The 26,381-nt window shown below is 65.5% G+C and carries 27 protein-coding genes and 1 other RNA gene; 20 read left to right on the top strand and 8 right to left on the bottom strand.

Features of this window, described 5'->3' with window-relative positions; genetic code table 11:
• The 6 genes from IPP90_11925 to IPP90_11900 all read right to left on the bottom strand — a co-directional run.
• Nucleotides 1-524, bottom strand: a 524-nt coding sequence (locus IPP90_11925) for a hypothetical protein (protein MBL0171421.1), incomplete at its 3' end; no start/stop codon positions are given.
• Nucleotides 521-1,123, bottom strand: coding sequence for a prepilin-type N-terminal cleavage/methylation domain-containing protein (locus IPP90_11920; protein MBL0171420.1), 603 nt, complete (start codon nucleotides 1,121-1,123; stop codon nucleotides 521-523). The genes IPP90_11920 and IPP90_11925, both read right to left, overlap by 4 nt.
• Nucleotides 1,123-1,455 carry a hypothetical protein gene (locus tag IPP90_11915; protein MBL0171419.1) on the bottom strand — a complete coding sequence of 111 codons (333 nt, stop codon included), beginning with the start codon at nucleotides 1,453-1,455 and terminating at the stop codon, nucleotides 1,123-1,125. The genes IPP90_11920 and IPP90_11915 overlap by 1 nt, the downstream gene beginning before the upstream one ends.
• Entirely contained in the window at nucleotides 1,452-1,853 is a 402-nt protein-coding gene (locus IPP90_11910; protein ID MBL0171418.1) for a prepilin-type N-terminal cleavage/methylation domain-containing protein, read from the bottom strand. Before IPP90_11910 ends, IPP90_11915 begins: the two co-directional genes overlap by 4 nt.
• 84 nt (nucleotides 1,854-1,937) lie before the next feature.
• Nucleotides 1,938-2,702, bottom strand: a complete 765-nt coding sequence (locus IPP90_11905; GenBank protein MBL0171417.1) for a hypothetical protein — start codon at nucleotides 2,700-2,702, stop codon at nucleotides 1,938-1,940.
• Between the two features lie 38 nt (nucleotides 2,703-2,740).
• Nucleotides 2,741-4,228, bottom strand: coding sequence for a hypothetical protein (locus tag IPP90_11900; GenBank protein MBL0171416.1), 1,488 nt, complete (start codon nucleotides 4,226-4,228; stop codon nucleotides 2,741-2,743).
• Between the two features lie 242 nt (nucleotides 4,229-4,470).
• On the opposite strand from IPP90_11900, the gene tal reads away from it, so the two are divergent.
• The 20 genes from tal to IPP90_11800 all read left to right on the top strand — a co-directional run bounded on the left by tal (nucleotide 4,471) and on the right by IPP90_11800 (nucleotide 24,062).
• Nucleotides 4,471-5,628 (top strand): transaldolase, encoded by a 1,158-nt coding sequence (tal, locus tag IPP90_11895; GenBank protein MBL0171415.1) that lies wholly within the window; start codon nucleotides 4,471-4,473, stop codon nucleotides 5,626-5,628.
• A gap of 7 nt (nucleotides 5,629-5,635) precedes the next feature.
• Nucleotides 5,636-7,123 carry a pyruvate kinase gene (gene pyk, locus IPP90_11890; protein MBL0171414.1) on the top strand — a complete coding sequence of 496 codons (1,488 nt, stop codon included), beginning with the start codon at nucleotides 5,636-5,638 and terminating at the stop codon, nucleotides 7,121-7,123.
• A gap of 26 nt (nucleotides 7,124-7,149) precedes the next feature.
• On the top strand, nucleotides 7,150-7,944 hold the full coding sequence (locus IPP90_11885) for an MBL fold metallo-hydrolase (GenBank protein ID MBL0171413.1): 795 nt from the start codon (nucleotides 7,150-7,152) through the stop codon (nucleotides 7,942-7,944).
• Nucleotides 7,941-9,329 (top strand): glucose-6-phosphate isomerase, encoded by a 1,389-nt coding sequence (locus IPP90_11880; GenBank protein ID MBL0171412.1) that lies wholly within the window; start codon nucleotides 7,941-7,943, stop codon nucleotides 9,327-9,329. Before IPP90_11885 ends, IPP90_11880 begins: the two co-directional genes overlap by 4 nt.
• Nucleotides 9,330-9,452: 123 nt before the next feature.
• Entirely contained in the window at nucleotides 9,453-10,871 is a 1,419-nt protein-coding gene (locus IPP90_11875) for a class II fructose-bisphosphate aldolase (GenBank protein ID MBL0171411.1), read from the top strand.
• Nucleotides 10,872-11,043: 172 nt separating this feature from the next.
• Nucleotides 11,044-11,580: a YtxH domain-containing protein gene (locus IPP90_11870; protein MBL0171410.1), complete on the top strand. Its 537-nt coding sequence runs from the start codon at nucleotides 11,044-11,046 to the stop codon at nucleotides 11,578-11,580.
• The gene (locus IPP90_11865; GenBank protein MBL0171409.1) at nucleotides 11,555-12,532 is read left to right on the top strand and encodes a YihY/virulence factor BrkB family protein; all 978 of its coding nucleotides are present in this window, start codon (nucleotides 11,555-11,557) and stop codon (nucleotides 12,530-12,532) included. The genes IPP90_11870 and IPP90_11865 overlap by 26 nt, the downstream gene beginning before the upstream one ends.
• 56 nt (nucleotides 12,533-12,588) lie before the next feature.
• Nucleotides 12,589-13,629, top strand: coding sequence for a threonine aldolase family protein (locus tag IPP90_11860; GenBank protein MBL0171408.1), 1,041 nt, complete (start codon nucleotides 12,589-12,591; stop codon nucleotides 13,627-13,629).
• Nucleotides 13,630-13,725: 96 nt separating this feature from the next.
• An RNA gene (gene ffs, locus IPP90_11855) (signal recognition particle sRNA small type) lies at nucleotides 13,726-13,822 on the top strand.
• Nucleotides 13,823-13,945: 123 nt separating this feature from the next.
• Nucleotides 13,946-15,739, top strand: coding sequence for a DNA polymerase III subunit gamma/tau (dnaX, locus tag IPP90_11850; protein ID MBL0171407.1), 1,794 nt, complete (start codon nucleotides 13,946-13,948; stop codon nucleotides 15,737-15,739).
• Nucleotides 15,740-15,866: 127 nt separating this feature from the next.
• On the top strand, nucleotides 15,867-16,181 hold the full coding sequence (locus IPP90_11845) for a YbaB/EbfC family nucleoid-associated protein (GenBank protein MBL0171406.1): 315 nt from the start codon (nucleotides 15,867-15,869) through the stop codon (nucleotides 16,179-16,181).
• A gap of 20 nt (nucleotides 16,182-16,201) precedes the next feature.
• On the top strand, nucleotides 16,202-16,792 hold the full coding sequence (gene recR / locus IPP90_11840) for a recombination protein RecR (protein ID MBL0171405.1): 591 nt from the start codon (nucleotides 16,202-16,204) through the stop codon (nucleotides 16,790-16,792).
• A gap of 398 nt (nucleotides 16,793-17,190) precedes the next feature.
• Nucleotides 17,191-17,679: a roadblock/LC7 domain-containing protein gene (locus IPP90_11835; GenBank protein ID MBL0171404.1), complete on the top strand. Its 489-nt coding sequence runs from the start codon at nucleotides 17,191-17,193 to the stop codon at nucleotides 17,677-17,679.
• A 12-nt stretch (nucleotides 17,680-17,691) separates the two neighbouring features.
• Nucleotides 17,692-18,369: a gliding-motility protein MglA gene (locus tag IPP90_11830; protein ID MBL0171403.1), complete on the top strand. Its 678-nt coding sequence runs from the start codon at nucleotides 17,692-17,694 to the stop codon at nucleotides 18,367-18,369.
• A 37-nt stretch (nucleotides 18,370-18,406) separates the two neighbouring features.
• Nucleotides 18,407-19,093 (top strand): CDP-alcohol phosphatidyltransferase family protein, encoded by a 687-nt coding sequence (locus IPP90_11825; protein ID MBL0171402.1) that lies wholly within the window; start codon nucleotides 18,407-18,409, stop codon nucleotides 19,091-19,093.
• Between the two features lie 37 nt (nucleotides 19,094-19,130).
• On the top strand, nucleotides 19,131-20,411 hold the full coding sequence (locus tag IPP90_11820) for a competence/damage-inducible protein A (GenBank protein ID MBL0171401.1): 1,281 nt from the start codon (nucleotides 19,131-19,133) through the stop codon (nucleotides 20,409-20,411).
• Nucleotides 20,412-20,532: 121 nt separating this feature from the next.
• On the top strand, nucleotides 20,533-21,090 hold the full coding sequence (locus IPP90_11815; protein ID MBL0171400.1) for a nucleotide exchange factor GrpE: 558 nt from the start codon (nucleotides 20,533-20,535) through the stop codon (nucleotides 21,088-21,090).
• Nucleotides 21,090-22,223: a J domain-containing protein gene (locus tag IPP90_11810; protein ID MBL0171399.1), complete on the top strand. Its 1,134-nt coding sequence runs from the start codon at nucleotides 21,090-21,092 to the stop codon at nucleotides 22,221-22,223. The genes IPP90_11815 and IPP90_11810 overlap by 1 nt, the downstream gene beginning before the upstream one ends.
• Nucleotides 22,223-22,762 (top strand): hypothetical protein, encoded by a 540-nt coding sequence (locus IPP90_11805; protein MBL0171398.1) that lies wholly within the window; start codon nucleotides 22,223-22,225, stop codon nucleotides 22,760-22,762. The genes IPP90_11810 and IPP90_11805 overlap by 1 nt, the downstream gene beginning before the upstream one ends.
• Nucleotides 22,763-22,781: 19 nt before the next feature.
• Complete coding sequence (locus IPP90_11800) at nucleotides 22,782-24,062, top strand: dicarboxylate/amino acid:cation symporter (protein MBL0171397.1); 1,281 nt, start codon at nucleotides 22,782-22,784, stop codon at nucleotides 24,060-24,062.
• Between the two features lie 17 nt (nucleotides 24,063-24,079).
• On the opposite strand, the gene mnmA is transcribed toward IPP90_11800, so the two are convergent.
• Together mnmA and IPP90_11790 are read right to left on the bottom strand one after the other, a co-directional pair.
• Nucleotides 24,080-25,192, bottom strand: a complete 1,113-nt coding sequence (gene mnmA / locus IPP90_11795; protein MBL0171396.1) for a tRNA 2-thiouridine(34) synthase MnmA — start codon at nucleotides 25,190-25,192, stop codon at nucleotides 24,080-24,082.
• A 7-nt stretch (nucleotides 25,193-25,199) separates the two neighbouring features.
• Nucleotides 25,200-26,363 (bottom strand): cysteine desulfurase, encoded by a 1,164-nt coding sequence (locus IPP90_11790; GenBank protein MBL0171395.1) that lies wholly within the window; start codon nucleotides 26,361-26,363, stop codon nucleotides 25,200-25,202.
• Nucleotides 26,364-26,381 lie beyond the last annotated feature (18 nt).

Genomic DNA, 26,381 nt, shown 5'->3' with positions numbered 1-26,381 from the left:
TCTCTCGAGCGCCGTGCCGCATCCTCAATCGCGGATTGGTCGCCGCGTACGAGCGCATCAATGCGCTCCGCCATCGCGCGCGCGGTCGGGGGCGACGTCACGGTGGCAAACAGTCGCGTCAATCCGTCGGCGCCGGCGTTGTTCACATCCAGGCGCGCGCTGACATCCACCACGGTCACGGCAAAGACGCCGCCGGTCAGCGTATCCTGCAACAGGGGGCGCGCGCCAGTCACGACCGGCTCGAGGCGGCTCAGGAACGCGTCGCGCCGGGCCGCATCGCCAGCCAGCGCGCGCAGCGAATCGTCAATCCACGCGCTCGCCGCAACGATGCCACTTTCGGCCATTGCACGCGCGGTGATCTGGGCGCGCATATTGGCCGTAATAGCGGCGCTGGTGCGCGCCGCGTTGCTGGCGACGGCGGTGACGGTCGCCAGCAACGCCACGGTCCACAGCACCACCACCAGCGCCACACCGCGTCGCGCGTGCATCGGGGCCGCATGGCCGGTCGCCGAATGGCGTGTCATCGACGCGACGCCAGCGTGGCCAGCGGATCGAGTGCCACCACCAGCGGCGGGTGCGCGCGCTCATCGCCAAAACCAATCGCGATACTGGCGGGACGCGACTGCACCAGCGGCCAGTCCTCGCGCCATTGTGCTCCGCCGATGCCGCCGCCGTGCTCCAGCAGTCGCACCGACAGCGCGTGCAGACTGCCAACGGTCGCGTGCAACGACGTCCGCTCGACGGCCGCGCCGATTGGCTGCGCGTCCAGGACGACACCGGCGTCGGCCACGCGCAACGAGACGCGCCAGAGCCGGCCGGTGCCAAACGGCGCCTGCACACCTTGCGACAGGAACACCAGTTCGGTCGAACCTGTGGGCGTGCGCCGCACACGCAGCAGCGGTTCGTCCACCGACTCCGCGCTCGGCGCATGACGGAGCATGTCGGTGAGCATCGCCCGCAGTCGACCCTCGCGCTCCAGCGTATCCCGATGCTCCGCAATGCGCTCGCGTGCTACCGTGGCCGTGCGCAGCGCGCTGCCGGCGATCGTCACGGAGACGGCGGTCAGCATGAGCGCGAGGATCACTTCCAGCAGGGTGAATCCGGTGCGTCGACGGGTGCGCATCACCGGGTGCCCGTGGGGGCGGGCACGAGCCGCGTCATCACGAACTGCGCGCCGTTTGCCAGTGACACGGTGACGTCCACCTGATCAACGCCAGTGCGCCATGGGTGTCGTGACACGCGGACCCGCGGGTCGGGCAGGGCGCCCGACGCGCCATCCGGACGAGCGGGCGCATTGCTGGTCGCGTCGGCCATGGTGCTTTCGCCCTGGGCAATTGCCCGCATCCATTCGGCACTCGCCGCCTGCAGTTGGGCCGCGCCGCGCGATTGATCGAGGCAGACGATGCCCACCACCGCAAGAATCACGAATGCAATCACGGCTTCGAGTAATGTCATCGCGGCACCGCGCGAGTGACGGACGCGCAACTCATCGGGTCGAAGACCACTGCCCCCGTCATATCGGCGGGAACGCACCCGCCAAGGGCATCGACCAGCAGTTCGTCGTCCGGGAGCCCGTCGCGCACATGTCCCGAGTCGATCATGCCACCATCACGTTGCGAGGTGATCGCCCACGATCCATTGGCGGAGAAGCGGAGGCGCAGCGGCTCGGCCCGTCGAATCGCCGTTTGGCGTGCGGTCGCGACCAGCGCCGCATCGGCAGCCCGTGGGGCCGCCGCGCGTGATTGGAAGACCGGCACGACCAAGGCCGCCGTGATCCCCATGAGGGTCAGGACGATCAGCAGTTCCAGCAGCGTTACGCCGCGGTGCAAGGACGGTGAGTTGGGCAGGGCCACAGCGTCACAATCTCAGACCCGGTCAGTGGAAGTCAACAAAGGCGCTGTGCCGCACAACCGTCAAGAACCCGCTATTGCCGGCCTTCAGGGCTTGATGAGCGGCTTCACTTGTTCCGGGATGGCAAATGCTGACTCCGGCGCGCCGTTGATCGTGACGTCCTGAATGGTCATGATCATCTTTTGCGGTCCCATCGATTGCTCGACTTTCGTGGGAAGCATCAACGCGCCGAACTTCCGGTATTCGGAGACCGACTGGCTCACTTGCATGGTGCCCATCTGCGATTCCTGCGTGCTCGACCCGCCCAGCAACAGTCCCGACGTCGCGGCGAAGTACGAAATCGATTCGTTCTTGGAAGACTTCCGCACCATCTTCACCTTGTACGCCTTCTCGCCCCCGATGGTCGTGTCACCCACCGTCTCCATCGACGCGTACTTGTCGGCCGAATACAGCATGTTGGCGTAAAAATCCGCGTTCTCCGCCATGTTCGTCAGCTCCTTGTCGGCCAGCAGACGCGGTCCCTGCATGGGGTTCATGTCCCAGCCCACGGTGCCATTGTAGCCGTTCAGCATCTCGCCCATTCCCGGAATGTTCGTCTTGCTCGCCATCTTGTTCGGCGCCGCCGCGTACACTTCCATCTTGGCGCTCAGTCCGATGGCCGGCACATCCATCACCGCCGTCTGCTTGATGGACGTGACCTTCATGATCTCGTCCTTGCCGCCAATCGCTGCCACGTATTTCGCGACGATATCACTGGCCGAAGGCAGCGCCTGCGCGCGCGAGGTGACCGGCGAGAGCGCGGCGACCGACAGGGCCGTGGCGGCCATCGCGATCCGGGTGAACAGCGTCATGCGAAAATCCTCGTTTGGATGTTGTATGCGAGTGAGCACTACTGCGGGGTGATACCCTTGAGCGGCAGTTTGGCTGCCTGTGCGGCCCAGACCAGCGCGGCCTCGCGCGCGGGGTCCTTCCCCTCCAATAACGCCTTGCGGGTGTTCTTCGTCACCACATCGGGGGTCACGCCCAGGCCTTCCAGCGGCTGGCCGGTGGGCGACAGGAAGTCGGCAATGGCGTGATAGAGGATGTCGCCGTTGGGCAATCGCTCGGGAACGGAGGGCAGGGCCTGTCCCGATGTTTGCGTGCCAAAGACGCGAGCCCGACCCAGCGCCTGCATGCCACCGGCAAAGATCTCGGTCGTGCTGACCGATAGTTCATCGACCAGCAGGGCCAAGGGGCCCGCGAACGGTACAACAGAGCGGGAACGGGTATCAACCCGCCGCGGATTGGCCACGAACTTGAGGGATGCGCCGCGCTGATGCATGGTGCCGATGGTACGGGCACTATCGAGAAAATGTCCGGCGATGCCCATCGACATGCCGCCAACGCCGCCGAAGTTGCCGCGCACGTCGATGATGATCGCGTCCGTGTCGCGCAACGAGTCCATTGCGGCATCGAATTGCGGGGACAACACCGGCATCCAGATGTTGAAGCGAATGATCCCGATGGTCTTGTCGCCCTGCTTCACCCGCTCGAACGCCAATGACGCGGGGAAGGGCGGCAGATTGCCAAACTTGGCCGGGGTGCCAGGCTCGCTGCTGCGGACAATCGCAACCGTGTGCGCTTTCCCGTCGCCGTCGCGAAAGGTCGCCTGGACAGAATCCCCCACCGGTCCGGCCAGCGCCTGGTTGGCCAGACTGAACGCCGTGAATGCGGCGCGGCGCGGGTCCATGTCGCGCGGAATACGCGCCAGGCGCGTGGCGATCGGGCAGCCGCGAACGGCCTCCAGGAGCCAACCCGGTCGGACGCCGGCCCGTGCGGCCGCGCTGGTGGCCGGTACCTGCGTTACCACGATCGAGCCGTCCAAGTAGCGCAAGACCGCCCCGGTGGTGCCATTCTGGTCGGTCGCCGGTCCGCTGGAACTGCCGGAGGAGGTGGCGTCGCTCACTTCACGGGGAATAATGGAGAAGTGCGACTGCTTGAGACTGCCCACCATTTCCGAGAGCACCCCGCGCAACTCGCCGGTGGTTTTCGCCGCGGCGGCCCGCGGGCGGAGCGAGTCGCGCAGGGCCTGCCAGTTCACCCCGTTGTAGGTGGTGTCCCAGTGGCTCCTGGCGATGATCGCCCACGCGGTATCAAAGGTGACCAGCGGTTCGGTGACCGTCGCACTGGCCAGAGACGTGCCTGGCGCGGCGGCCGGCACCGTGCAGGCCCCGGGAATCGAGCCTCCGACGACACCATGCGACGCAGAGGCCGGTTCGGCAGGGGTCGGACGCGCAACGGGTGATACCCGGACGCAGGCGGCCAGCCCCGACAGGCCCAATGCCAGCAGGGGCACGCGCCGACCAGCAGCCGAGAAAAACGACAATCCGATGCACATGCGCCAGGAACCCGAAAAAGGGGGGGGAACCGACAGCCCACAATCTACGGGCTTCACAGTAACCGGTTTCGAGACGCACGCGATGCCTGATTCGGAACAATTCGCCCACCGCAACCGGTTACGCCAACGTGCCAAGGACCGCGCGACGAATTACCATCCATCGTTGCGCCCGCAAGGCAGTTCCAACCCGGGCACGGCCATTCCGGTCCGCAGCGGCCGCGACCATCACGCTCTCTATCGCCATGTCCACGCGTCTTCATACCCTGCACGCCGCCGGCCAGTCGCTCTGGCTCGACTACATCGACCGCACCATGCTGGGCAACGGCGATCTGACCCGCCGCATCCGCGACGACGCGCTCACCGGCATGACGTCCAACCCCACCATCTTCGAGAAGGCGCTGGCCGACGGCGCCGCGTACGATGCGCAGCTGCGCACCGTGCCGGCCTCGGCCAGCGATCGCGAGGCCTTCGAAGCGGTGGCCACCACGGACGTGCGTGCCGCCTGTGACGCGTTTCGCGTGGTCTACAACGCCACTCAGGGTGCTGACGGCTTTGTGTCGCTGGAGGTTTCCCCCGACCTGGCGCGCGACACCGCCGGCACGGTGGCAGAGGCGCGCAGTCTGTGGAAACTGGTCGATCGGCCGAACCTGATGATCAAGGTGCCCGGCACCGTGGAAGGGGCCGACGCGGTGCGCCAGCTGGTCGCGGACGGCATCAACGTCAACGTGACGCTGCTGTTCGCCATCGACGCGCATGCGCGGGTCATCGAGGCGTACCTCGCCGGCCTTGAACAGCGTGCCGCGGCGGGGCTGCCCATCGATCGCATTGGATCAGTGGCCAGCTTCTTTGTCAGTCGGGTCGATTCGGCCATCGACAAGCAGTTGGAAACCATGGCCATCGCTGACGAGACGCACGCCAACAGGTATCGCGCCTTGCAGGGCAAGGCGGCGATCGCCAACGCCAAACTCGCCTATCAGCTGTTCCTGCAGTCCTTCAGCGGTGCCCGTTGGGCGGCGTTGGCCGGACGCGGCGCGCGCGTGCAGCGCCCGCTCTGGGCCAGCACGAGCACCAAAAACCCCGCGTATCGCGATGTCATTTACGTCGAGGAGCTGGTGGGGGCGGATACGGTCAACACCCTGCCGCCCGCGACCCTCGAGGCGTTCCGTGATCATGGCGAAGTGCGCCAGTCGGTCACGGCGGGCATCGACGACGCACAGCGCGCGTTGTCCGATCTCGAGTCTGCTGGCATTTCGCTGCGTGCCGTCACCGACCGCCTGCTCGAAGAAGGGCTGACGTCGTTCGAACAGTCGTTTGTGACGTTGCTGGCCGGTCTCGCGCGCAAGCGAGCGGCCCTCGCGTCCGCATCTCACGCCGGAGCACCCGTTGTTGTCAGCCAGTAATCCCGTCATGACGATTCCCCGCACCGGACCGGAGCGCGCCGCCGCCGCCGTCGACACCCTCGACAGCGGTGCGGCGGTCTTCCGTCGCGCCCATGTGCCGCGCACCAAGATCGTCGGCACGCTTGGCCCCGCCAGCAATACCGCGGACGCCATCCGTTCGTTGGTGGAAGCCGGTCTCGACGTGGCCCGCATCAACTTCTCGCACGGCACGCACGAACAGCATGCCCGAACCATCGCGACAGTTCGCGAAGTGTCGAGCGCGGTGGGCCGCCCCGTGGCGATCATGGGCGATCTGCAGGGACCGCGTATTCGCATCGGCGACCTGCCGGCCAAGCTGGAGCTTGAGGCGGGCGCGTCGCTGGTGCTGGTGCCCGAGCATCTGGCTGGCGAGGGCGAGATCCCCGTGACCTACGACGAGCTGTCGCATGACGTCGCGCCGGGCAATCGCATACTCATCAACGACGGACTGATCGAACTGCTGGTGACCGCGGTCAACGAGCCGCGGGTGACGGCCACCGTGGTGCATGGCGGCACGCTGTCCAGTCACAAGGGCATGAACCTGCCCGGGATCGCCGTGTCCGCGCCGTCGATCACCGACAAGGACAAGGCGGACATCGTCTTCGCGGTCGAGCACGATCTGGATGCGCTGGCATTGAGTTTCGTGCGACGCGCCGAGGATATCGAATCGCTGCGCGCCCTCATTCCGAAGTCCATCATCATCGTCGCTAAGATCGAGAAGGACGTGGCGCTGCAGAACATCGAGGAGATTCTGCGCGCATCCGACGCGGTCATGGTGGCGCGCGGCGACCTCGGGGTGGAATTGCCGTTCGAGGAAGTGCCCATCGCCCAGAAGAACATCATCGCGCTGGCCAACCGCATGGGGCGTCCGGTCATCACGGCCACGCAGATGTTGGAGTCGATGATCGAGAATCCGCGACCCACACGCGCGGAAGCCAGCGACGTGGCCAACGCCATCCTCGATGGCACCGACTGTGTGATGCTGTCAGCGGAGACGGCGGCGGGCGCCTACCCGCGCCTCGCCGTGGAAGCGATGCGACGGATCATCCATGAGATCGAGACGCATCCGTTGCCGCACTACTCGCTGCGCCCCGAACGGCGCATCCTGAGCGGGGTGAACACGGAAGAGGCCATCGCGGCCGCCACGGTGGCCGCAGTGCGCATGCTCGAGGCCCCGTTGGTGGTGGTGTTCACCAAGAGCGGATTCACGGCGCGCATTGTGGCGTCGCATCGTCCGTCGGTGCCGATACTCGCGCTCACCGACGAACCGCGCGTCTGTCGGCAGCTCTCGTTGGTATGGGGGGTGGTGCCACGTCTGGTGCCCACCGCACGCGGCTACGATCACATGGTGGCCATGGCGCTGCGCGAGGCCCTCGATCTCGGACTGGTCACCAAGGGCGATCGTGTGCTGGTGACGGCCGGCGTGCCCTTCGATGTGCCAGGCACCACCAATCTGCTGAAGGTCGAGACCGTGTGACACGAGGCGCAGCACGGAACGCGGCGGTGCGACTGCGATTTCTCGGGACGGGCACCAGCTTTGGTGTCCCCCAGATCGGCTGTTCGTGTGCGGTGTGCCGGTCACTCGACCCGCGCGACAAACGGACGCGCTGTGGGGCCGTCATCGAAACGGAAGACGGCACGCGGCTGCTCATCGACACGCCCCCGGAACTGCGGCTGCAACTGGTGGCGGCGGGCGTGACGGATGTCGATGCGGTGCTCTTCACGCACGAGCACGCCGATCACATTCACGGGATTGATGATTTGCGGGCGTTCACCATGCGGCGGCAGGAGCCGTTGATGCTGTACGGGGAAGCGCCGACCCTCGAGATCCTGCGCCAGCGGTTCCCCTATATCGTCGATGATCGGTTGCGCCCGCTGCCGGGAACCACCAAGCCGGAAGGGCGCCTCGTTCCGGTACAGGCGGGGGTCGCGTTTGCCGTGCGCGGTGTGTCCATCATGCCGATTGCCATACCACACGGACGCACGCCGGTGCTGGCGTATCGCGTGGGCGACATCGGCTACGTCACCGATGCGAAGTCCATCCCGGCGATGGCCCGCGAGGCCTTGAGCGGCGTGCGCGTGCTGGTCATCAACGCGCTGTTGCGGGGGCAGCACCCCACGCACTTGTCCATCGCGGAGGCGGTGCGCGTCGCGCAGGACATTGGCGCCGAGCGGACGTACCTGACGCACCTGACTCATGAAAACTCACACGCCGAACTGGCAGCCGAGCTGCCCGCCGGCATCACGCCCGCCTACGACGGATTGGTCGTGACACTCGACCCGGACCCTTCACCATGACACTGTCGATCGATTTCACGAACATGATGGCGGGCACGCTGCCTGACGGCCTCGGGATCACCGAGACCGAATGGGGCGATGCGCGCACCGCGTTCTCGGCCGCCCATGCATCGGTCGAGGCGCAGCGGGAGGGGCTGGGATTCCTCACGCTGCCCACCAACGAGGCGCTGCTGGCCGACACGCTGGCCGTGGCGGAGCAACTTCGCGGGCGCTTCACCGACGTCCTCCTGCTGGGCATCGGTGGATCAGCCCTGGGACCCATCGCGCTGCGCACGGCGTTGCGACCGCTGGCCTGGAACACCCTCGACTTGGCCGCGCGCGAGGGATATCCGCGCCTCCACGTGTTGGACAATGTCGATCCCGGAACCATCACCACGGTGCTCGCGCGGCTTGATCTCGCGCAAACCGTCGTGCTGGTGGTCTCCAAGTCGGGTGGCACGGTCGAGACGATGGCCCAGTACCTCATCGTGCGCGACGCGTTGGCGGGCGCGGTGGGGGAGGAACGCGCGCGCGAGCACCTGGTGTTTGTAACCGATCCTGACGTAGGGGCGTTGCGACGCATCGCGCGCGCCGAGGGCATCACGACGCTGGACATCCCGCCGAATGTCGGCGGCCGGTTCTCGGTGTTCTCGCCAGTGGGCATTCTCCCCGCCGCGCTGATCGGTATCGATGTGCGCGCATTGCTGGCGGGTGCGGCGGAGATCACGGCGCGGGCCGCCAGCAACGACCCGGCGGTCAATCCGGCGGGGGCATTCGCCGTGTTGCAGTGGCTTGCCGATACGCGCCACGGCCGTCACATCCAGGTGCTGATGCCCTACGCCGATCCGTTGCGCGACATCGCGCTGTGGTTCGTGCAGCTGTGGGCGGAGTCGTTGGGGAAGACCCGCGCCGACGGCGCATTCACGGGGCCGACCCCGCTGCCCGCGCTGGGGGCGACCGACCAGCATTCACAGGTGCAGCTGTTCATGGAGGGGCCGCGCGACAAGACGGTCACGTTCGTCACCGTCCGCGGCCGCGAAGCGGATGGGCCGATACCCGAACGACACGGCGACATTCCGGAGCTGTCGTACCTGCGCGGACACACGCTGGGCGAGTTGCTGGACATCGAACGACGGGCAACGGCCGGGGCGTTGGCCGTGCGCGGTCGGTTCAATGCCAACATCGGTATCGACGCCGTGGACGCCTGGCATGTCGGCGCGCTCCTGCAACTGTTCGCACTGGCAACCGCATATGCAGGTGCGCTGTACGGCGTGAACGCCTTCAATCAACCCGGGGTCGAACTGGGCAAGAACTTCGCCTACGCCATGCTCGGCAAGCCCGGCAGTGACGCCGCGCGTGCCGAATGGGAGGCGTTACCCAATCCCGATCCGCGCTGGACGGTTTGATTCGCGCTTTGTGGCCGTTCCCCTTGCCGGGAATGACCCGGTCATGGGAAGTTTGAATCAGGTTCGGAACTCCGTATTTGCTCGCGTCCAGTGTCGCGTCACCGTCCGCCATCCACATCGCCGATGACTCCTGAATCCTCGTCCACGACATTCCTTCTTGGTGGTGCCGTTACGGTCGAAGCCGGCCACGTGCATCTGCACGACGCCACCGCGCTGACGACCACCCACATGGACTCGCTCGTCTGGCAGGCGGTTTTCGCCGACGAAGCGGAACGCAATGCGGCACGCTGGTTATTGTGGGAGTTGGGGCAGATTGCGGGGGTGCGTCCCGCGTCCATCCATGATCTGTACATCGCGCGCGGCCAGGGGAAGTGCGGCGGATTCACGGTGCCGGCCATCAACGTGCGCGGCATGAGCTACGACACGGCGCGTTCGATCTTCCGCACCGCGAAGGCGATGGACGCCGGAGCCTTCATCCTCGAGATTGCCAGGTCGGAGATTGCCTATACCGAACAACGCCCGGCGGAGTACGTGTCGGTGATGCTGGCGGCGGCCATGCGTGAGGGATTCCGTGGGCCGCTGTTCATCCAGGGTGATCATTTCCAGGTCAACCACAAGAAATACGCCGTCGATCCGGGGCCCGAGGTGAACGCGGTCAAGGCCATCGTGAAGGAGGCGGTGGCGGCGGGCTTCTACAACATTGACGTCGACACGTCGACGCTGGTGGATCTGGCCAAGCCCACCCTCAGCGAGCAGCAGCGCCTCAACTATGAGGTCTGCGTGGATATCACGCGCGCGGTGCGTGCCGAAGAGCCGGCCGGTGTCACCATTTCAATTGGTGGCGAGATTGGCGAGGTGGGCACGGAAAACAGCACGCCGGCGGAACTTGAGGCCTTCATGGAGGGTTTCAACAGGACATTGGCGGCGCAAGCACCGGGTATGGCTGGTTTGTCAAAAATTTCCGTACAGTCGGGCACGTCCCATGGCGGCATCGTGCTCGCCGATGGATCGATTGCCGACGTCAAGCTCGATCTCGATACGTTGGCGACGCTCTCGAAGATCGCGCGCGATCGATATGCCATGTCGGGCGCCGTGCAGCATGGAGCCTCCACACTGCCGGACGGGGCCTTCAACAATTTTCCACGTACCGAGACGGCCGAGATTCATCTCGCGACGAACTTCCAGAACATGATGTACGATCACCTGCCGGCCGATCTCAAGGCCGACATCTATGCGTGGCTGACGGAGAACGCCAAGGACGAGCGCAAGGCTACCGACAGCGACGAGCAGTTCTTCTACAAGACGCGCAAGAAAGCGATCGGGCCGTTCAAGCGGCGGCTGTGGTCCCTACCCGCCGACATGCGCGCGAAGCTGGGAGCGGCGTACGACGAGAAGTTCACGTTTCTCTTCACGCAGCTCGCTATTGGTGGTACGCGGGAAACGGTGGCCACCTTCGTGAAGCCACCGGTGCAACATCGGTCGGCGCCGGACGGCGCGACGAAATTCGTCGCGGCACCGGACGACGCCGATCTGTCCGACTGACGGGAGGAGCTGAGTACTAGGTACCAAGTACCAAGTACCAAGTACCAAGTACCAAGTACTAAGTACCAAGTACTAAGTACCAAGTACTACGTACTAAGTACTACGTACTACGTACTACGTACTATGTCCTGAGTACTGGCTCCCCCTCCTACCTACTGATCCTGAGGTCCAAATGTCCCGACGTGACGAATACGACGACGAGCGCATTGTGGTGGTGGAGCAGGGCGGTGGCAACGGCATCGCCATGCTTTTGGTGGGCTTGGCCATTGGCGCCGGCGCCGCATTGCTGTTCGCACCGGCCAGCGGCGCGGAGACGCGCGAGCGCATTCAGCGGGAGGCGCGCCGGGCCGGTAAACGCGTGAAGGACCTCACTGGTGAGGCCAGCGAGGAACTGGCCGGTCGCGTCGGGCGCACGCGTGCGCGCTTTGACGAACGCGTCGATCGCGCGCGTGATGCCGTGCGATCGCGAACGCAGGCCGTGAGCGACGCGGTGGACGCGGGTCGTGAGGCGGCGGCGCAGGCGCGGGCGGAACTTGAGCGCGCCGTGGCCGATTCCAAGCGGGCCTACGCCGACAGCCGTCGAGCGTACCGTGAGGCGCGTCGGCACGAGAGCACCGAAGGGGATGTGCCGATGGCCGATGTTCCTCGCGGGGTCGCCTCTTCGGAGGCAGGACTGACGTCCGCTGACGGCACTGCGCGGGACGGCTGACGCCTGGTGGGACGTTGTCCGTCGCATCTGGAAACAGAGCGAAGAGGACAACGTCCTGTTTCTCGCGGGCGGGCTGGCCTTCAATGTCCTGCTCGCCCTTGTGCCGTTCGTGTTGCTGTTGATCTCCGGCATTGCGTTGCTGCTGGGGCGTGCACCCGACGACGCCGTGCACACGGTCACTGGGCTGCTGCAGGCGTTCCTGCCCAACAACACGCCGTCGGCCATCGATCTGCTCAACAGCATTGTGTCCGACGTGCTGCGCACCCGCGGCGCCGTCACGTTGTATGCCGCCATCGGCTTCGCCTGGTTTTCGACGCGGCTGTTCGGGTCGTTACGCAGCGTATTGGCGCTCATCTTCGATGGCACCGATCGCGGCATCGTGGTCGGCAAGCTGTTCGATTTCGGCGCCACCATCGTGGCCACCATGGCCGTGGTGGTGTACATCGCCATGTCGGCCTATCTCGACCTGGCCACCACCCAGGGCGTGCAGTTGCTCATGCGCATGGGGCTCCGTGAGTCGGCCATGGGCGAACTCACGTACGTGACGGGGCGGCTGATCGCGATCTCCATCGTCTTCAGCCTGTTCTATGCGATGTACCATGGATTGCCGCGCCGCCGACCGTTGGTGCGCACGGCGCTGACGGCCGCGGCAGCGGCCTCCCTGCTGTTTGAAATTGCGCGTCATGTGTTTGCCATTCTGGTGCGACAGTTCGATCCCAGTTCCCTGTACACGGGCACCATCGCCGTGATTGTCGCGGTTGTGTTCTGGACGTACTATGGCGCGCTGCTCTTTCTCATCGGCGGCGAGATTGCGCAGGCCGTTGAGCTGCGCCGCGTCGAATTGATCGCGCTCGACCGGAACGTCCCGCTGCCGACGGCGGGGAAGACGCCGGTCGCCAAGACCGCATCGTCGCGCACCCCGACACCACCACCGTCGCGCAAGTCGTCCTGACGCCACCTCGTCCCGACGCAACCGCCCTGACTGACGACGATTCTCCGACACCATATATGTCAGCCCCTGCCGAACGCCTGATCGATCTGCGCAGTGATACGGTGACCCGTCCAACGGCCGCGATGCGTCGGGCCATGGCGGACGCCGACGTTGGTGACGATGTGCTGGAGGGCGACCCCACCACCGGACTTCTGGAAGCGGTCGTTGCCGAAATGCTGGGCAAGGAGCGCGCGCTGTTCTTTCCTACCGGCACGATGGCCAATCAGGCGGCCATCTGGCTGCTCTCGAGGCCAGGAACCGACATCCTCGTGGACGGTGATGCCCACATCGTCACGTCGGAGATGTCGGCTGCCGCCGCGTTCTCGGGCGTGCAGGTGCGCGTGGTGCGCGCCGCCGGGAAGGTGATGAATGCCGCCGACGTCACGGTCGCGTTGCCGACAGCAGGCGACGCGCCGGAACAGGTGTTGCTATGCATCGAGAACACCCACAACAGCGCGGGTGGAGCCGTCACCACACTGGACGCGGTGCGCGCGATGCGGGAGGTGGCCGACCGCGCGGGGCTTGCCGTGCATCTCGACGGCGCCCGATTGTGGAATGCGTCCGCGGCCACCGGCACATCACTGGCCGATTTTGCCGCGTGCGCCGACACCGTCATGGTGTCGTTTTCCAAGGGACTTGGCGCCCCCGTCGGCGCGGCACTGGCCGGACCTGCGGATGTCATCGCGCGCGCCGTGCGCGTGCGTCGCCGTTTGGGCGGGGGCATGCGGCAGAGCGGCATTATTGCCGCCGGCGCGTTGCACGGTGTCCGGCATCACCTGTCGCGACTCGTCGACGATCATGCATCGGCCCGCTATCTGGCCCAGGCAATTGACGGCGTCGGTGGCGTCCGGGTCGTCCAGCCGGACACCAACATCGTCATGATCGACCTGCCGACGCCAAACGCCACCGCGGTGGTGGCGCGCGCGCGCGCGCATGGTGTCCTGATCTCACACTGGCACGCGTCGCGTGTCCGCGCCGTGACCCACCTGGATGCACCCGCTGAGGTGGTCGCCGACGCCGCGCAACGATTGATACGGGCATTGTCCGGCAATTCGTAAAATCTCCCGTCTCCTCTCCCGTCTCCCGTCTCCCGTCTCCCGTCTCCCGTCTGTAGTTCCCCCCCCCCCCCACCCCCCGATTAGACTTCCCCTCGCTCCGGGTCCCGGAGGGCGACAGCCCGCTAACTCCGTCAGGACCCCGAAGGTAGCAGCGGCATGTGGAATCTGACGTCGCTTCGTCAGGCCCGGAGCACTGCGCGCGGGAGGATTCGCTCCGATTCGGAGACGGACCTCCCGCGCGTTTTTTGTCCACCGGAGTGACGCACAACCGTCGGTTGCTCATCCCTCACGCAGTTCCGTAGATTGCCTTCCCTCTATGTCCCTCGCCCTCGCCCGCAAATATCGCCCGCGCAACTTCGCCTCGGTTGCGGTGCAGTCGCACGTGGCGAACACGCTCAAGGGTGCGATTGCGCGCGGACGGGTCGCTCACGGATATCTGTTGTGCGGCCCTCGCGGCACCGGCAAAACCACGCTGGCCCGCGTTTTGGCCATGGCGCTCAATTGCGAGCGACGCGGCGAGCCGGAACTGCAGGGGGAGCCCTGCGGATCGTGCACCAGTTGCCAGCGCATCTGGAGCGGGAGTGCCTCGCTGGATGTCGTGGAGATCGACGCGGCGTCCAACCGCGGGGTGGATGATGCCCGCGAACTCCGTGAGCGCGCGATGTACGCGCCGTCGGGTGACGATCGCTACAAGGTGTATATCGTCGACGAAGCGCACATGCTCACGCGCGAGGCCTGGAACGCGCTGCTCAAGATCCTCGAGGAACCGCCACCACGCGTCGTGTTCGTCTTTGCCACCACCGAGCCCCAGAAGATCGCGCAGATGGCGGCGCCGGTGCTGTCACGCCTGCAGCGCTTTGATCTCAAGCGCATCGGGCCCGCCGAGATTCGTGAACGGCTGGCCATCGTGCTGCTTGAAGAGGGCGTGGCATTCGAGGATGATGCGCTGGCGATGATCGCGCGTGCCGCTGATGGCGGGTTGCGCGATGCGCTGTCGCTCACCGACCAGGTGTTGTCACTGGGGGAAGCTGGCGCGGTGACGGCCGAACGCGTGCGGGTCGCGCTGGGGCTCATCCCTGACGACGAGTATCTGGCGTTGCTTGACCTCATTGCCGAACGCCGTGCGGCCGACCTGTTTCCCGCCGTACAACGTCTGGCCGATGCCGGCGTCGATTTCACGTTGGTGTTGTCGGGGCTGGGTGAACTCCTGCGCGCGCAACTGGCCATCGCGCTGGGCGGCACACCGGCCGATCTGCCTGAACGGCTGCGCACGGAGCTTGTCGCGCGCGCCGGTCGCGTGACCTCGGGCGATCTGCTGCGCATGCTGCACGCGCTGCTTGAGATGGAACCGGTGTTCCGCAAGAGTGGTCAGCCGCAGTTGCTGCTGGAAACGCTGCTGATTCGGTTCGCGCTGCTCGACCGCACGGTGGAACTGGAGGAAGTCCTCAAGGGTTTTGGCGACGGTGGCCGCGAGGATCCGCCGGTCCGTCGTGTGGCGGTCGATTCCCGCGTCGCGTCCGCCCATGCACTGCCGCCCACGCCGCCCGCCGTGAGTGCGCCCGCACTGGCGGTGCCGTCGCCAATGGTGCCGCCGATCCCGCGACCGGCCACGCAGCAGGTGGCGCAAGCCGCCGCAGCGGCACAGATGGCACCCCCGTCCCACGTCCCCCCTCGCGCCGAGCGATCTCATCGTGTCGCGGCACCTCCGTCGCTGGATACCGTGTTGGAGCGATGGAGCGATGTCGCGGAAATGATCAAGCGCAACGGCCGCGGCGCGGTGGCCCACGCCGTGCAATGGCTGCGCCCCATCGATGTCACGGCGGAAGGATCACTGGTGCTGGGATATGCGCCAACCGACGACACCTGGGCGCGTGCCGCCGAAAGCGCGCGCGGTGATGTGCTCGCGGCGGTCCAGGGTTGCTTTGAAGGCGTCACCAATTTCACCCTGCGCGCCCAGCATCCATCGGCCAATGCCACACCACCGGACACGAAGTCGTCGCGACGCATCACGGCGCACGACGTGAAGAAGGAACGAATGGAGTCACTCACCGCGCGCGACCCGGTGCTTGACGCCGCCGTGCGCGCGCTCGACCTGGAACTCAGAGATTAGTACTCAGTACCTAGTACTCAGTACTCAGTACCTAGTACTTAGTACTTGGTACTTGGTACTTGGTACTTGGTACTTGGTACTTGGTACTAGGTACTAGGTACTGAGTCCCCCCCTTCTACTTCCCACCATGGACATGTTCAAGATGCTCGACACCTTCCGGCAGATGCAGAGCCGGTTACAGGAGTCGCAGGATGCCCTCGCGCGTCAAACCTTCACCGGTGCGGCGGGTGGTGGCATGGTGACCGTCGAATGCGACGGCAAGTTGCAGCTCAAGCGCGTGAAGATCGAGCGCACGGTCGTGAACCCCGATGACATCGAAATGTTGGAAGACCTCATTGTCGTCGCCTCCGCGGAAGCGCAGAAAAAAGCGGCCGACGCCATGCAGGCCGAGATGGGCAAGGTGACCGGCGGCGTGGACCTGCCGTTCAAGCTGCCCTTCTAAGTCAGCGCGGGACGTCTCTCGTGTCGGTTATCGACGAACTCACCGGCGAACTCGCGCGGCTTCCCGGCATTGGCCGCAAGACGGCGCAGCGTCTGGTCTTTCATTTGCTGCGTCAGCCTCCCGACCAGAGTCGGCGACTGGCCGAATCGCTGGTCTCGCTCATCGAGCGGGTGCGGACCTGCGAGCGGTGTCGCAACCTCACCGAATCGCCGCTGTGCGCCATCTGCGCCGATCCCCGGCGCGATGGGCAGCTCATGTGCGTGGTCGAAGAGGCCTCGGACATTGCGTCGATCGAGCGCTCCAGCGAATTCCGCGGCGTGTATCATGTGCTGGGTGGTCGGCTGTCGCCGCTGGACGGAGTCGGTCCGGGTGACCTGGCCATCGGCGCCCTGATGGCGCGAATGGTCCCTGAGGGGATTCGCGAGGTGATCCTGGCCACCAACCCGTCGCTGGAAGGGGAGGCCACCGCCCTCTACCTCCAGCGACAACTGGAGACCTACGAGGTGCGCATCACCCGCATCGCCCGGGGTCTGCCGGTGGGGGGAGATCTCGAGTATGCCGATGGCGTGACGATCGCCCAGGCCCTCTCGGCCCGTCGGGAGATGCCCTGACGATGCCGCACGATCGGCCGTGGGTGCGGCGCGTACGGTCCGGGCCGAGGGTGGGCTGGGGCGACCTCGGCGTGGTCGTGCTGGGGGTGGCGGCAGGCCTCGTGGCCGGCTTTGCCACCTGGACCCAGCAGCAGTCCAGCCACCGTCAGTCGCTCTTCCATGCCAGCCCCCGCCGCCGGCTGGCCGCGCTCGGTTACCTTCGGGCGCATCCAAGCGTTGATAGTGCGCGACTCCTTCGCGACTATTTGCGCTGGGAGCCGTTGCCGTTACTGCGCCGCAGGGCCCGAGGGGTTCTGCGCCGGACCGAACGGCTGTTACGTTCGTAGAATCCCCCCGCGTGCCAGCCGCGTGACACCGCGCGCCGGACACGGGTGCCTCAGTCCCTCGTCCCCACGTTCATGCCTGTCGGCGCCGCCACCTGGTCGTTTACCGAGGACGACTTCGGGGCCATCACGATTACGCTGCAGCGCTTCCTCTACGACGCGAAAGCGCGCTGCGCGCTCCTCGTTGATCGCAGTGGCCAGTTGGTGGCCACGGTGGGTGAGCCACCCAACTTCGACGCCACCGCGTTTGCCACGCTGACGGCGGCCGACTTCAGCGCCAACGACCAGTTGGCGCGGCTCATCGGCGAAAGCGATTTCAACGTGCTGTTCCATCAGGGCGAACGCGAGTCGATGTATCTGGCCGACATTGCGCGTCGCGTCATCCTGGTCGTGTTATTCGACAACCGCACCACCCTTGGCCTGGTGCGCTTGCGCATGAAGGCGGCGGTGGACGAACTCACCCGCATCTTCGAAGGCGTCTTCTCGCGCGCCAGCTCGGAACATTCGGCGCCGCCGGGATTCCTCGCCGGGGCGGAAGACGAGATCGATCGGCTCTTTCAGTAACGGACGTACACGATGTCGATGATCAACTATGCGTCCCGTGAGATCAACTGCAAGATCGTGTATTACGGTCCGGGACTTGGCGGCAAGACGACGAATCTCGAATACGTCTACGGCAAGGTCTCGCCCAGCACGCGCGGCAAGCTGATTTCCCTGGCCACCGAAACCGAACGCACACTGTTCTTCGATTTCCTCCCGGTCGATCTGGGGACGATTCGCGGATTCCGCACGCGCTTCCATCTCTACACCGTCCCCGGACAGGTGTACTACAACGCCAGCCGGAAGCTCATTCTCAAAGGCGTCGACGGGGTCGTGTTCGTGGCCGATTCGCAGGCAGATCGTGCCGAGGCCAATATCGAATCGATGCAGAATCTGTACGACAACATGGCGGCGTACGGGTATGACCTGACGCGCATGCCGTTCATCGTGCAGTACAACAAGCGTGATTTGCCCAACGCGGCGCCGGTGGCCGAACTGCAGGAAATGCTCAATCCGGGGTGGGAAGTCACCGATCCGGCCCGGATGCGTCCACTGGCGGATCCCTTCCGCGCTGGCGAACTTCTGGTGACGCAGTTGCCCACCGGTGAGTGGGTTGAGCGAGCGCCGTACTTTGAGGCGGTGGGTGTTACCGGTGACGGCGTGTTCGATACCCTGAAAGCCGTGTCCAAACTGGTCCTCAAGACGCTCGCCTGACCTGAGTTCACCGTCCTCCCACCGGAGTCGTGTCCACGTGAACCTGCCCAACGCGATCACCGTCGGACGCATCGCCCTGACGCCGTTGATTGCCTGGCTGCCGTTCACGACGTCGTGGACGGCCAGACTCATCGCCTTCACGCTCTTTCTGGTCGCGGCCGTGAGCGACTACTGGGACGGCCATTTTGCCCGCCGCCGCAACCTGGTGACCGACATGGGCCGGTTGCTGGATCCGCTGGCCGACAAGCTGTTGCTGTTGGCCACGCTCGTTCCCATGTATTTCCTCCAACGCCACTACGCCTTTGTCGTAACCGAAGGGGGGATGCCCGACACCTCGCCGTTCCTGTTTGTCACGCCCTTCGGGCGCATTTCCCTGCCGCTCTGGATCGTGCTCGTGGTCTTGGGGCGTGAAGCATTCATGACGGTGTTCCGGCAGGTGGCCGTCCGTCGTGGCCTTGTCATTTCCGCCATTGGACCGGCCAAGTGGAAGACCGCGTTCCAGGGCATCTGGATGGGAGCCGCGTACTTCTGGTTCTTTGCCGCCACCCTGGCCGCTCGGCAAGGATGGCAGAATGAGTCGCTCTGGCGCGGCTGGGCCTACTTCAACGGGGCCGTTGGCGTGCTGGCCATGACCGGCGCCGTCGGACTGACGTTGTGGACCTTGTTCTTGTATATGCGGCGATATGGCTCGCGGGTGCTGTGGGGCTCGCTGTCCGCCGGATAGCAAGCCACACCGCGATGCAGCGGTGTAATCTTCCCGCATGAACATCGAAATCGTCACCATCGGCGACGAACTCCTGCTCGGCTTCACCATCGACACGAACGCCGCGCACCTCGCCCGTGAACTCGCGGCGTTGGGTATTCGCATCGCCCGCCGCACCACCGTTGGCGACGAGCCCGGTGGCATCACCACGGCCATTCGCGAGGCCCTGGAGCGCACCGGCGCGGTCATCACCACCGGCGGCCTCGGCCCCACGGCTGACGACCGCACCAAGCCCGCCATCGCCGAGATCTTCGGGCGCGGCATGGTGCTCGATCAGTCCATTCTCGAGAATCTCCAGCAGCGGTGGCTCAAGCGCTTTGGCGTCGAAATGCCCGACAGCAACCGGCAGCAGGCCATGGTGCCCGAGCGCGCCACCATTCTCGGCAACAAGCACGGTTCCGCGCCGGGCATCTGGTTGGAGGATTCACGCAACCGGTGGGTGGCCATGCTTCCGGGAGTCCCGCGCGAAATGCGTGGCATGTTGGCGGACACCCTGTTGCCGCGTATTCGCGATCGGGTCACCTCCGGCGGCGCCGTAGTCCGATCGCTGACGCTGCGCACCGCCAGCATTTCCGAATCGGCCATTGCCGACAAGCTGGGAGAACTCGGTCGCGGTGTGGACGGATTCTCCCTTGCCTTCCTGCCCGGTGTCGAGGGGGTCGATTTGCGACTGACCTCCACCGCCTATCCGGCCGAGGAAACCGACCGACGTCTGGCCGTCGCGGCGACGAAGTTGCGCGAGATCGTGGGACGCTTCGTGTACGGTGAAGGCGACGTCGATCTGGCGGCACTGATGATCGCCGAGTGCATCGAGCGACACGAGACCATTGCCGTCGCCGAGAGTTGCACGGGTGGATTGTTGGGCGCGCGTCTCACCGCAATTCCGGGGTCGAGCGCCGTGGTGCAGGGCGGAGTCATTGCCTATGCCAACGAGGTGAAGACCCGAGAATTGGGGGTGCCGTCTGACGTATTGGTGGCCGAAGGGGCGGTCAGTGAACCGGTGGCCCGCGCCATGGCCAGCGGTGTGCGCGTCAAATTCGGCACGACTATCGGTATCGGGATCACGGGTATCGCCGGTCCGTCCGGCGGGAGCCCGGAAAAGCCCGTGGGCACGGTCTGGATTGCCGTCGATGTGGCAGGGGACGTCCATGCGATTCGGGCGGTGATCCCCGGAGATCGCGCCGAAATCCGTCAGCGTGGCGCGCAGTTGGCGCTTGATAGATTGCGGCGCGCCTTCCTGCGCGACGCCGCCTCCGAAGGGTGGACCGTCCGCGCCTGACCTTATCGTTCCGCAAAACGGCTAGACTTCCTAAACTTTCAGGTTCCCGACGCGTACGGTGCAGACCGCCTTCCCGGGCGATTTCACGACCGGCGTGATGGCCAGGTGACACTCACAAACCATGACCGATCCCACGGATTCCATGACGGACGACCAGTCCGATGCTCAGTCTGCTCAAGGCGCGGCCGCAGTAGACGGCGATGCGATCGTTTCTCCTGAACAGCGTGAAATCCAGACGCTCAACGACCGCTATCTACGGCTGGCCGCGGAGTACGACAATTTCCGTCGACGCGCGGTGAAGGAGCGTCAGGAGTCCGGATGGCGCGCCCAGGGTGAACTGGTACGCGGCATCCTCGATGCCATCGACGACATCACGCGCTTTGCCCACGTCGATCCCGCGACCGTGGATGCGAAAACGGTGGTCGATGGGGTCCTGATGGTCGAGAGGAAGTTGTTCAAGTCGCTCTCCGGGCATGGCTTTGAAACCATCGATCCCACCGGGCACCCGTTTGATCCCGCGCAGCATGAGGCGGTGAGCACCGCGCCGGCATTCACGGCGGATGAAGATGGGGTGGTCGCGGCCACATTCCAGGTGGGCTACATCATCAACGGCCACGTGCTGCGTCCGGCACGCGTCGTTGTGAAGCAGTGGACAGGCACCGCGCCCCTCATGTCCTGATGGCGAACAGCAAGGACTTCTACGCGGTCCTCGGCGTCGCGTCGTCTGCGACGGCCGATGAGATCAAGAAACAGTATCGCCGGCTGGCCAAGAAGTACCATCCGGACGCCAATCAGAACGATCCGAAGGCGACGGAGCGCTTCAAGGAAATTTCCGAGGCGTACAACGTGCTGGGTGATGTCGAGCAGCGAAAGCAGTACGACGACATGCGACGTCTGGGCGCCTTCAGCGGCATGGGCTCGCGACCGTCGTCATCGCGCCCGTCCGGATTCGGCACGACTGGCCCGGGACAGTCAGGTGCCGGAACGTTCAGTGAGTTCGATGTAGGCGGCATTGGTGGGCTGGGCGATTTGTTCTCGTCGATGTTTGGGGGCGGTGCGGCCGGCGCGCGTTCGCGCACGCGCACGCCGGAGCGCGGCCAAACCGTCGAGAAGACGGTGGAAGTGCCGTTTCGTGTGGCGGCTGTTGGTGGAAAGGTGCCGGTGGAACTCGAAGTGAACGAAGAGTGCGTCACTTGTCGCGGCTCTGGTGCGGCGCCGGGCGCACAGCTCAAGGCCTGCGCCGAGTGCAGCGGGCGCGGGGTGATCTCGTTTGGCCAGGGCAGCTTTGCCGTCAATCGACCGTGCCCGGTGTGCATGGGACGCGGTCAGATTGCCAGCGAACGGTGCCCGACGTGCAACGGCGCTAGCGAAGTGCGCGTGAAACGGAAAGTGCTCATTGCGGTGCCGGCGGGAGCGGAAAGCGGAACGAAAGTGCGCATGAAAGGGCAGGGGGGAAAAGGCGCCTCCGGTGGACAGGCGGGGGACCTGGTCATCACGTTCGAAGTGCTATCTGATCGATTCTATCGACGCGATGGACTCGACCTCGTGGCGACCGTCCCCATCAATATTGCGCAGGCGACGCTCGGGTCGCGCGTGAGCGTGAAGACGCTTGACGGCAAGAAAGTGGCGCTGCGCATTCCCATGGGCACATCGTCGGGCAAACGCTTTCGCGTGGCCGGGCAGGGTATCGAGAAGGAAGGTCGGAAAGGCGATCTCCTGGTGGAAATCACGATCACCGTGCCGGAGACGTTGTCGGAAGCGCAGGAGAAGGCCATGCGCGAGTTTGCCGAATCGGCCGGGATGAAGTTCTGATGCGTGCCGGAACCGCAGTGGCGTGCGTGGTGATCGCGGGCGTCATGGCGGTGACACGCCTCGGCGCCCAGCCGGTCGCGCCGCGCGGGTTGGCCGCACGTCACGATGTCGTTCGGGAACCAGCGGAGCCCGAGGGGTGGCATCTCGAGCAATGCATGGCGGGCCTCACATACGGTGCCCCGCTCAAGTGGGCACTGTCGTATGGCGGAGGGTTGCTGCATGAATCGAATAGCGGTCCCGATGTGTGCACGCTGGCGGTGGCCAAGGTCGGTCTCGGTGGCGCGCAAATGAGTCTTGGCGCCGGAACCAGTTTCGCGCCGTGGGGCAGCGGCATCATGGTCACCGGCAACGTGCTGCGAACATTCGGGGCGCCGCTCAAGGCCACGCCACGACGCACGTACGTTGGCGCGTCGCTGCACATCTGGCCGGCGCTCGCCATTGGTGGCGAGCTGGGATACTACGTGCGACTCGGTGACGCCGCCGGGGCATCATCGTCGGGCAAGCGGCTCGTGGCGTGGTCTGTCGGTTTCGGGTTCTGACCGTGCGGCGCACCGCACGATGAACGGCGTGCTTTCGCGTACGTCGCCGTTTCGATCGCAGGCCGTTCAGGTGTCGATGGGCCTCGCCCTCGGTCTCGCGTTCGGCATGCTGCTGGCGCAGGATCTGCTTCCGCCGGCCATGGCGACGCGCATCGTGGCAATGCTCGAGCCGGTGGGCACGGCCTGGATCAACGCCGTGCGGATGACCGTTATCCCGCTGGTGGTGCCGCTGCTCATTATCGGTGTCGCGGGCGCGGATGATACCAGACACACTGGCGCGGTCGGTGCGCGCGCGTTCGCCTGGTTTCTGGCCCTGCTGTTCGTCTGCGCGGTGTTCTCGGCGCTGGTTTCCCCGTGGCTGTTTCAGTGGCTGAGTCTCGATCCCGACGCCACGACGCGCCTGCGCGAGTCCGCGAACATCGACTTGCCGCCGGCCGACGCGCTGTCGGTGCGCAGCTGGGTGCTGAGTCTCATTCCGCTCAATCCGGTACGCGCCGCGTCGGATGGCGCGCTGCTGCCGATGGTGCTGTTCACGCTGCTATACGCGTTTGCGTTGGGACGCATCGCCCCCGAGGCGCGCGCGACACAGGTGGCGTTCTTCAAGGGCATGGCCGACGCGATGCTGGTGGTGGTGCGTTGGATCCTGGCCATCGGCTGGTTGGGCATCTTTGCGCTGGCCGTTGCGTTGGGCCAGAAACTTGGCGCCTCCGCCATCGGCGCCATCGGGTTCTACGTGGCCGTGTTGATCGCACTGCACCTGATTTCAACCGTCGGCCTGTACGTGCTCATTGGCGTGACGCGTCGCGTGCCGTTGGCACTGTTCACACGGGCGCTGCTGCCCGGTCAGGTGGTTGGCTTTGGCGCACGCAGCTCGCTGGCCGCGCTACCCGCGTTGGTGAAAGGCGCCACCGACGTGTTGAAGCTGCCCACCACCGCCACCGGATTTGTCCTGCCACTTGGCGTGTCGGTGTTCAAGCTCACCAGCGCGTTGTACTGGGTGGTGGGTGCGCTGTTCATTGCGAAATTGTATGGGATCGTGCTCCCCGCGTCGTCCATCGCGCTGGTAGCCGCGTCCTCGGTGGTGCTGAGCTTCAGCACGCCCGGAATCCCCAGCGGTGGCATGCTGCTGCAGGCGCCGCTGTACACGGCAATCGGCCTGCCGGTGGAAGGCATCGGTATCATGATCGCGCTGGACACGATCCCCGACATGTTCAAGACACTGTTGAACGTGACCGCGGACATGGCCGTGGCAGTGATGACGACGGGAATGCAATACCAAGTACCAAGTACCAAGTACTAAGTACCAAGTACTAGGTACTAAGTACCAAGTACTGAGTTCTCAATCACCCCGCCGCCCAGCACGATCTCTCCGTCATACACCACCAGCGACTGGCCCGGCGAGATCGCCAGGACGGGTTCATCAAGTGCCAATTCGATGGACGTGGCATCGATGCGCCGCACCGTGGCCGCGGCCGCCTTGGCCCGGTTGCGCACCTGCACCTGCACGGTCGCACCAACGGTCGGTGGTTCGGCCAGCCAGTTGAGCTCCCGCGCTTCCACGTCGCGGCCCACGAGCGCCTCACGCGGACCGATGACCACCGCTCGTTCGCCGGGCACGATGCTCACCACGAACATCGGTTCCGCGAATCCGCCGGGCAGACCCTTGCGCTGGCCGACCGTGAACCGCGCGAAGCCTTCATGCTCACCAACTACTTCGCCGCTCACCAGTCGAAATGGTCCGGCCGACAGCGATGGGGCATTCGCCCCGAGGTGTTCTCGCAGGACGCGCACATGATCGCCGTCGGGCACGAAACAGATATCCTGACTCTCCGGCTTCTCTGCGGTGCGCAAGCCAAACCGTCGTGCCATGTCGCGCGTCTCCGGTTTGGTTTGCGAGCCAATGGGCAACACCAGGCGGTCCAGGACCGGCCGGGCGATGCCCCAGAGGAAGTAGCTCTGGTCTTTTGACGCGTCGAGGCCGCGGCGCATGACGCGCACGCCGTCGACACTCCCCATGCGGGCATAGTGACCCGTCGCCAGCCAATGCGCGTCAACCGCGTCAGCCTTGTGCAACAGGTCGCGGAACTTCGTGAACGTGTTGCAGCGCACGCACGGAATCGGTGTACGTCCGCGCGCGTATTCGCGGACGAAATCGTCCACCACATCCTGCCCGAAGTGATCGATCAGGTTGGTGACGTAGTGCGGGATCCCCAGCTTCTCGCACACACGGCGGGCGTCACTGGTGGCGTCGAGTGAGCAGCAGGGCCGATCGGGCACATCGCTCCCATCGGCATGCAGCTTCATCGTCATGCCGACCACATCGCAGCCCGCGTCAACCAGCAAGGCGGCCGCGACCGACGAGTCCACGCCGCCCGACATCGCCACCAGCACGCGCTCGCCCTTGGCGGGACCCACCGCGTCCATCAGCATGGGCGCATCAATCGAATGCGGGAAACGCGCCGCGGGCCTTGCCGGCGAGTGTCGCCAACACGATCACCACGCGTTCCACCGATGTGGCATCGCTGAGGGCACCCAGCGACATGCGGATCGCGGCGCCGGCCACGGCCGGTGGCACGCCCATGGCACTCAATACGTGCGAGGCCGAGACGCTGCCGCTCTGACACGCCGACCCGCCGCTGCAGGCAATGCCGCGCATGTCGAGCGCCATCAGCATCGACTCGCTGTCCGTGCCGGGAATGGACACGTTGGAGATGTGCGACGCGCGCGGTGCGCCGGCACCGTGAATCACGAGATCGGGAATGCATTCGCGCAACCGGGCTTCCAACGTGTCGCGCAGGGTGCGCACACGCGCACCTTCAGTGGCCTGTTCAGCGATGATCAGTTCAGCCGCCGTCGCCAGGCCAATGGCGAAGGCCACGTTCTCGGTACCGGGTCGTCGACCGCGATCTTGCGAGCCACCGTGCAACATCGGCGCCAGTGGGGTGTCCCGACGAATGAACAGCGCGCCGATGCCCTTGGGTGCGCCGATCTTGTGTCCGGAAATCGTGAGCAGGTCAAAGGGCGTGGCCTTCGCGTTGATGTCCACCTTGCCGAACGCCTGTACGGCATCGGTATGGAAGACCACGCCGGCGGCCTTCGCGTCCGCGGCAAGTGCAGGGACGTCCTGCACCACACCCGTCTCGTTGTTCACCCACATCACGCTGACAATGGCCGCGCGCGCGTCGAGGCGGTGTGCATAGTCCTCGCGGTCCACGATCCCGTCGGCGGTGACGCGGAGCAGGCGCTCCTCGCCGCCTTCACGCGTCACCTGGTGCACCGCTTCGAGAACGGCCTTGTGCTCAACGGGCGTCGTGATGGCCACGGTACGCCCGATGGCGCGCAGGGTGCGGGACACCCCCAGCACCGCCAGATTGTCGCCTTCGGTGCCACCCGACGTGAAGCACACCTCGTCGTGGTGCGCGCCGAGACAGTCGGCCAGCCGTTCTCGAGCCTCGTCCAGCGCCACACGCGCTTCACGCCCCCAGCGATGCACGCTGGAGGGGTTGCCGAATTGCGGACCGAAGAAGGGCGCCATGGCAGCCATGACCTCGTCGCGGACGGGAGTCGTCGCGGCGTGGTCCAGATAGACGAGCGGGTTCATCCCCTAAATTACCGGGTA

The organism is Gemmatimonadaceae bacterium (genome assembly GCA_016720905.1).
Classification (GTDB): domain Bacteria; phylum Gemmatimonadota; class Gemmatimonadetes; order Gemmatimonadales; family Gemmatimonadaceae; genus Gemmatimonas.
Note: the sequence above shows the minus strand (reverse complement) of the source record. Positions and strands in the feature narration are given on the sequence as shown.

Excerpts from the sequence above, each read along its gene's own strand:
- IPP90_11920 (MBL0171420.1), bottom strand. The coding sequence starts at position 1,123 with ATGCGCACCCGTCGACGCACCGGATTCACCCTGCTGGAAGTGATCCTC.
- IPP90_11915 (MBL0171419.1), bottom strand. The coding sequence starts at position 1,455 with ATGACATTACTCGAAGCCGTGATTGCATTCGTGATTCTTGCGGTGGTG.
- IPP90_11905 (MBL0171417.1), bottom strand. The coding sequence starts at position 2,702 with ATGACGCTGTTCACCCGGATCGCGATGGCCGCCACGGCCCTGTCGGTC.
- IPP90_11900 (MBL0171416.1), bottom strand. The coding sequence starts at position 4,228 with ATGTGCATCGGATTGTCGTTTTTCTCGGCTGCTGGTCGGCGCGTGCCC.
- tal (MBL0171415.1), top strand. The coding sequence starts at position 4,471 with ATGTCCACGCGTCTTCATACCCTGCACGCCGCCGGCCAGTCGCTCTGG.
- pyk (MBL0171414.1), top strand. The coding sequence starts at position 5,636 with ATGACGATTCCCCGCACCGGACCGGAGCGCGCCGCCGCCGCCGTCGAC.
- IPP90_11880 (MBL0171412.1), top strand. The coding sequence starts at position 7,941 with ATGACACTGTCGATCGATTTCACGAACATGATGGCGGGCACGCTGCCT.
- IPP90_11875 (MBL0171411.1), top strand. The coding sequence starts at position 9,453 with ATGACTCCTGAATCCTCGTCCACGACATTCCTTCTTGGTGGTGCCGTT.
- IPP90_11870 (MBL0171410.1), top strand. The coding sequence starts at position 11,044 with ATGTCCCGACGTGACGAATACGACGACGAGCGCATTGTGGTGGTGGAG.
- IPP90_11860 (MBL0171408.1), top strand. The coding sequence starts at position 12,589 with ATGTCAGCCCCTGCCGAACGCCTGATCGATCTGCGCAGTGATACGGTG.
- dnaX (MBL0171407.1), top strand. The coding sequence starts at position 13,946 with ATGTCCCTCGCCCTCGCCCGCAAATATCGCCCGCGCAACTTCGCCTCG.
- IPP90_11845 (MBL0171406.1), top strand. The coding sequence starts at position 15,867 with ATGGACATGTTCAAGATGCTCGACACCTTCCGGCAGATGCAGAGCCGG.
- IPP90_11835 (MBL0171404.1), top strand. The coding sequence starts at position 17,191 with ATGCCTGTCGGCGCCGCCACCTGGTCGTTTACCGAGGACGACTTCGGG.
- IPP90_11830 (MBL0171403.1), top strand. The coding sequence starts at position 17,692 with ATGTCGATGATCAACTATGCGTCCCGTGAGATCAACTGCAAGATCGTG.
- IPP90_11820 (MBL0171401.1), top strand. The coding sequence starts at position 19,131 with ATGAACATCGAAATCGTCACCATCGGCGACGAACTCCTGCTCGGCTTC.
- IPP90_11815 (MBL0171400.1), top strand. The coding sequence starts at position 20,533 with ATGACCGATCCCACGGATTCCATGACGGACGACCAGTCCGATGCTCAG.
- IPP90_11810 (MBL0171399.1), top strand. The coding sequence starts at position 21,090 with ATGGCGAACAGCAAGGACTTCTACGCGGTCCTCGGCGTCGCGTCGTCT.
- IPP90_11805 (MBL0171398.1), top strand. The coding sequence starts at position 22,223 with ATGCGTGCCGGAACCGCAGTGGCGTGCGTGGTGATCGCGGGCGTCATG.
- IPP90_11800 (MBL0171397.1), top strand. The coding sequence starts at position 22,782 with ATGAACGGCGTGCTTTCGCGTACGTCGCCGTTTCGATCGCAGGCCGTT.
- mnmA (MBL0171396.1), bottom strand. The coding sequence starts at position 25,192 with ATGCTGATGGACGCGGTGGGTCCCGCCAAGGGCGAGCGCGTGCTGGTG.
- IPP90_11790 (MBL0171395.1), bottom strand. The coding sequence starts at position 26,363 with ATGAACCCGCTCGTCTATCTGGACCACGCCGCGACGACTCCCGTCCGC.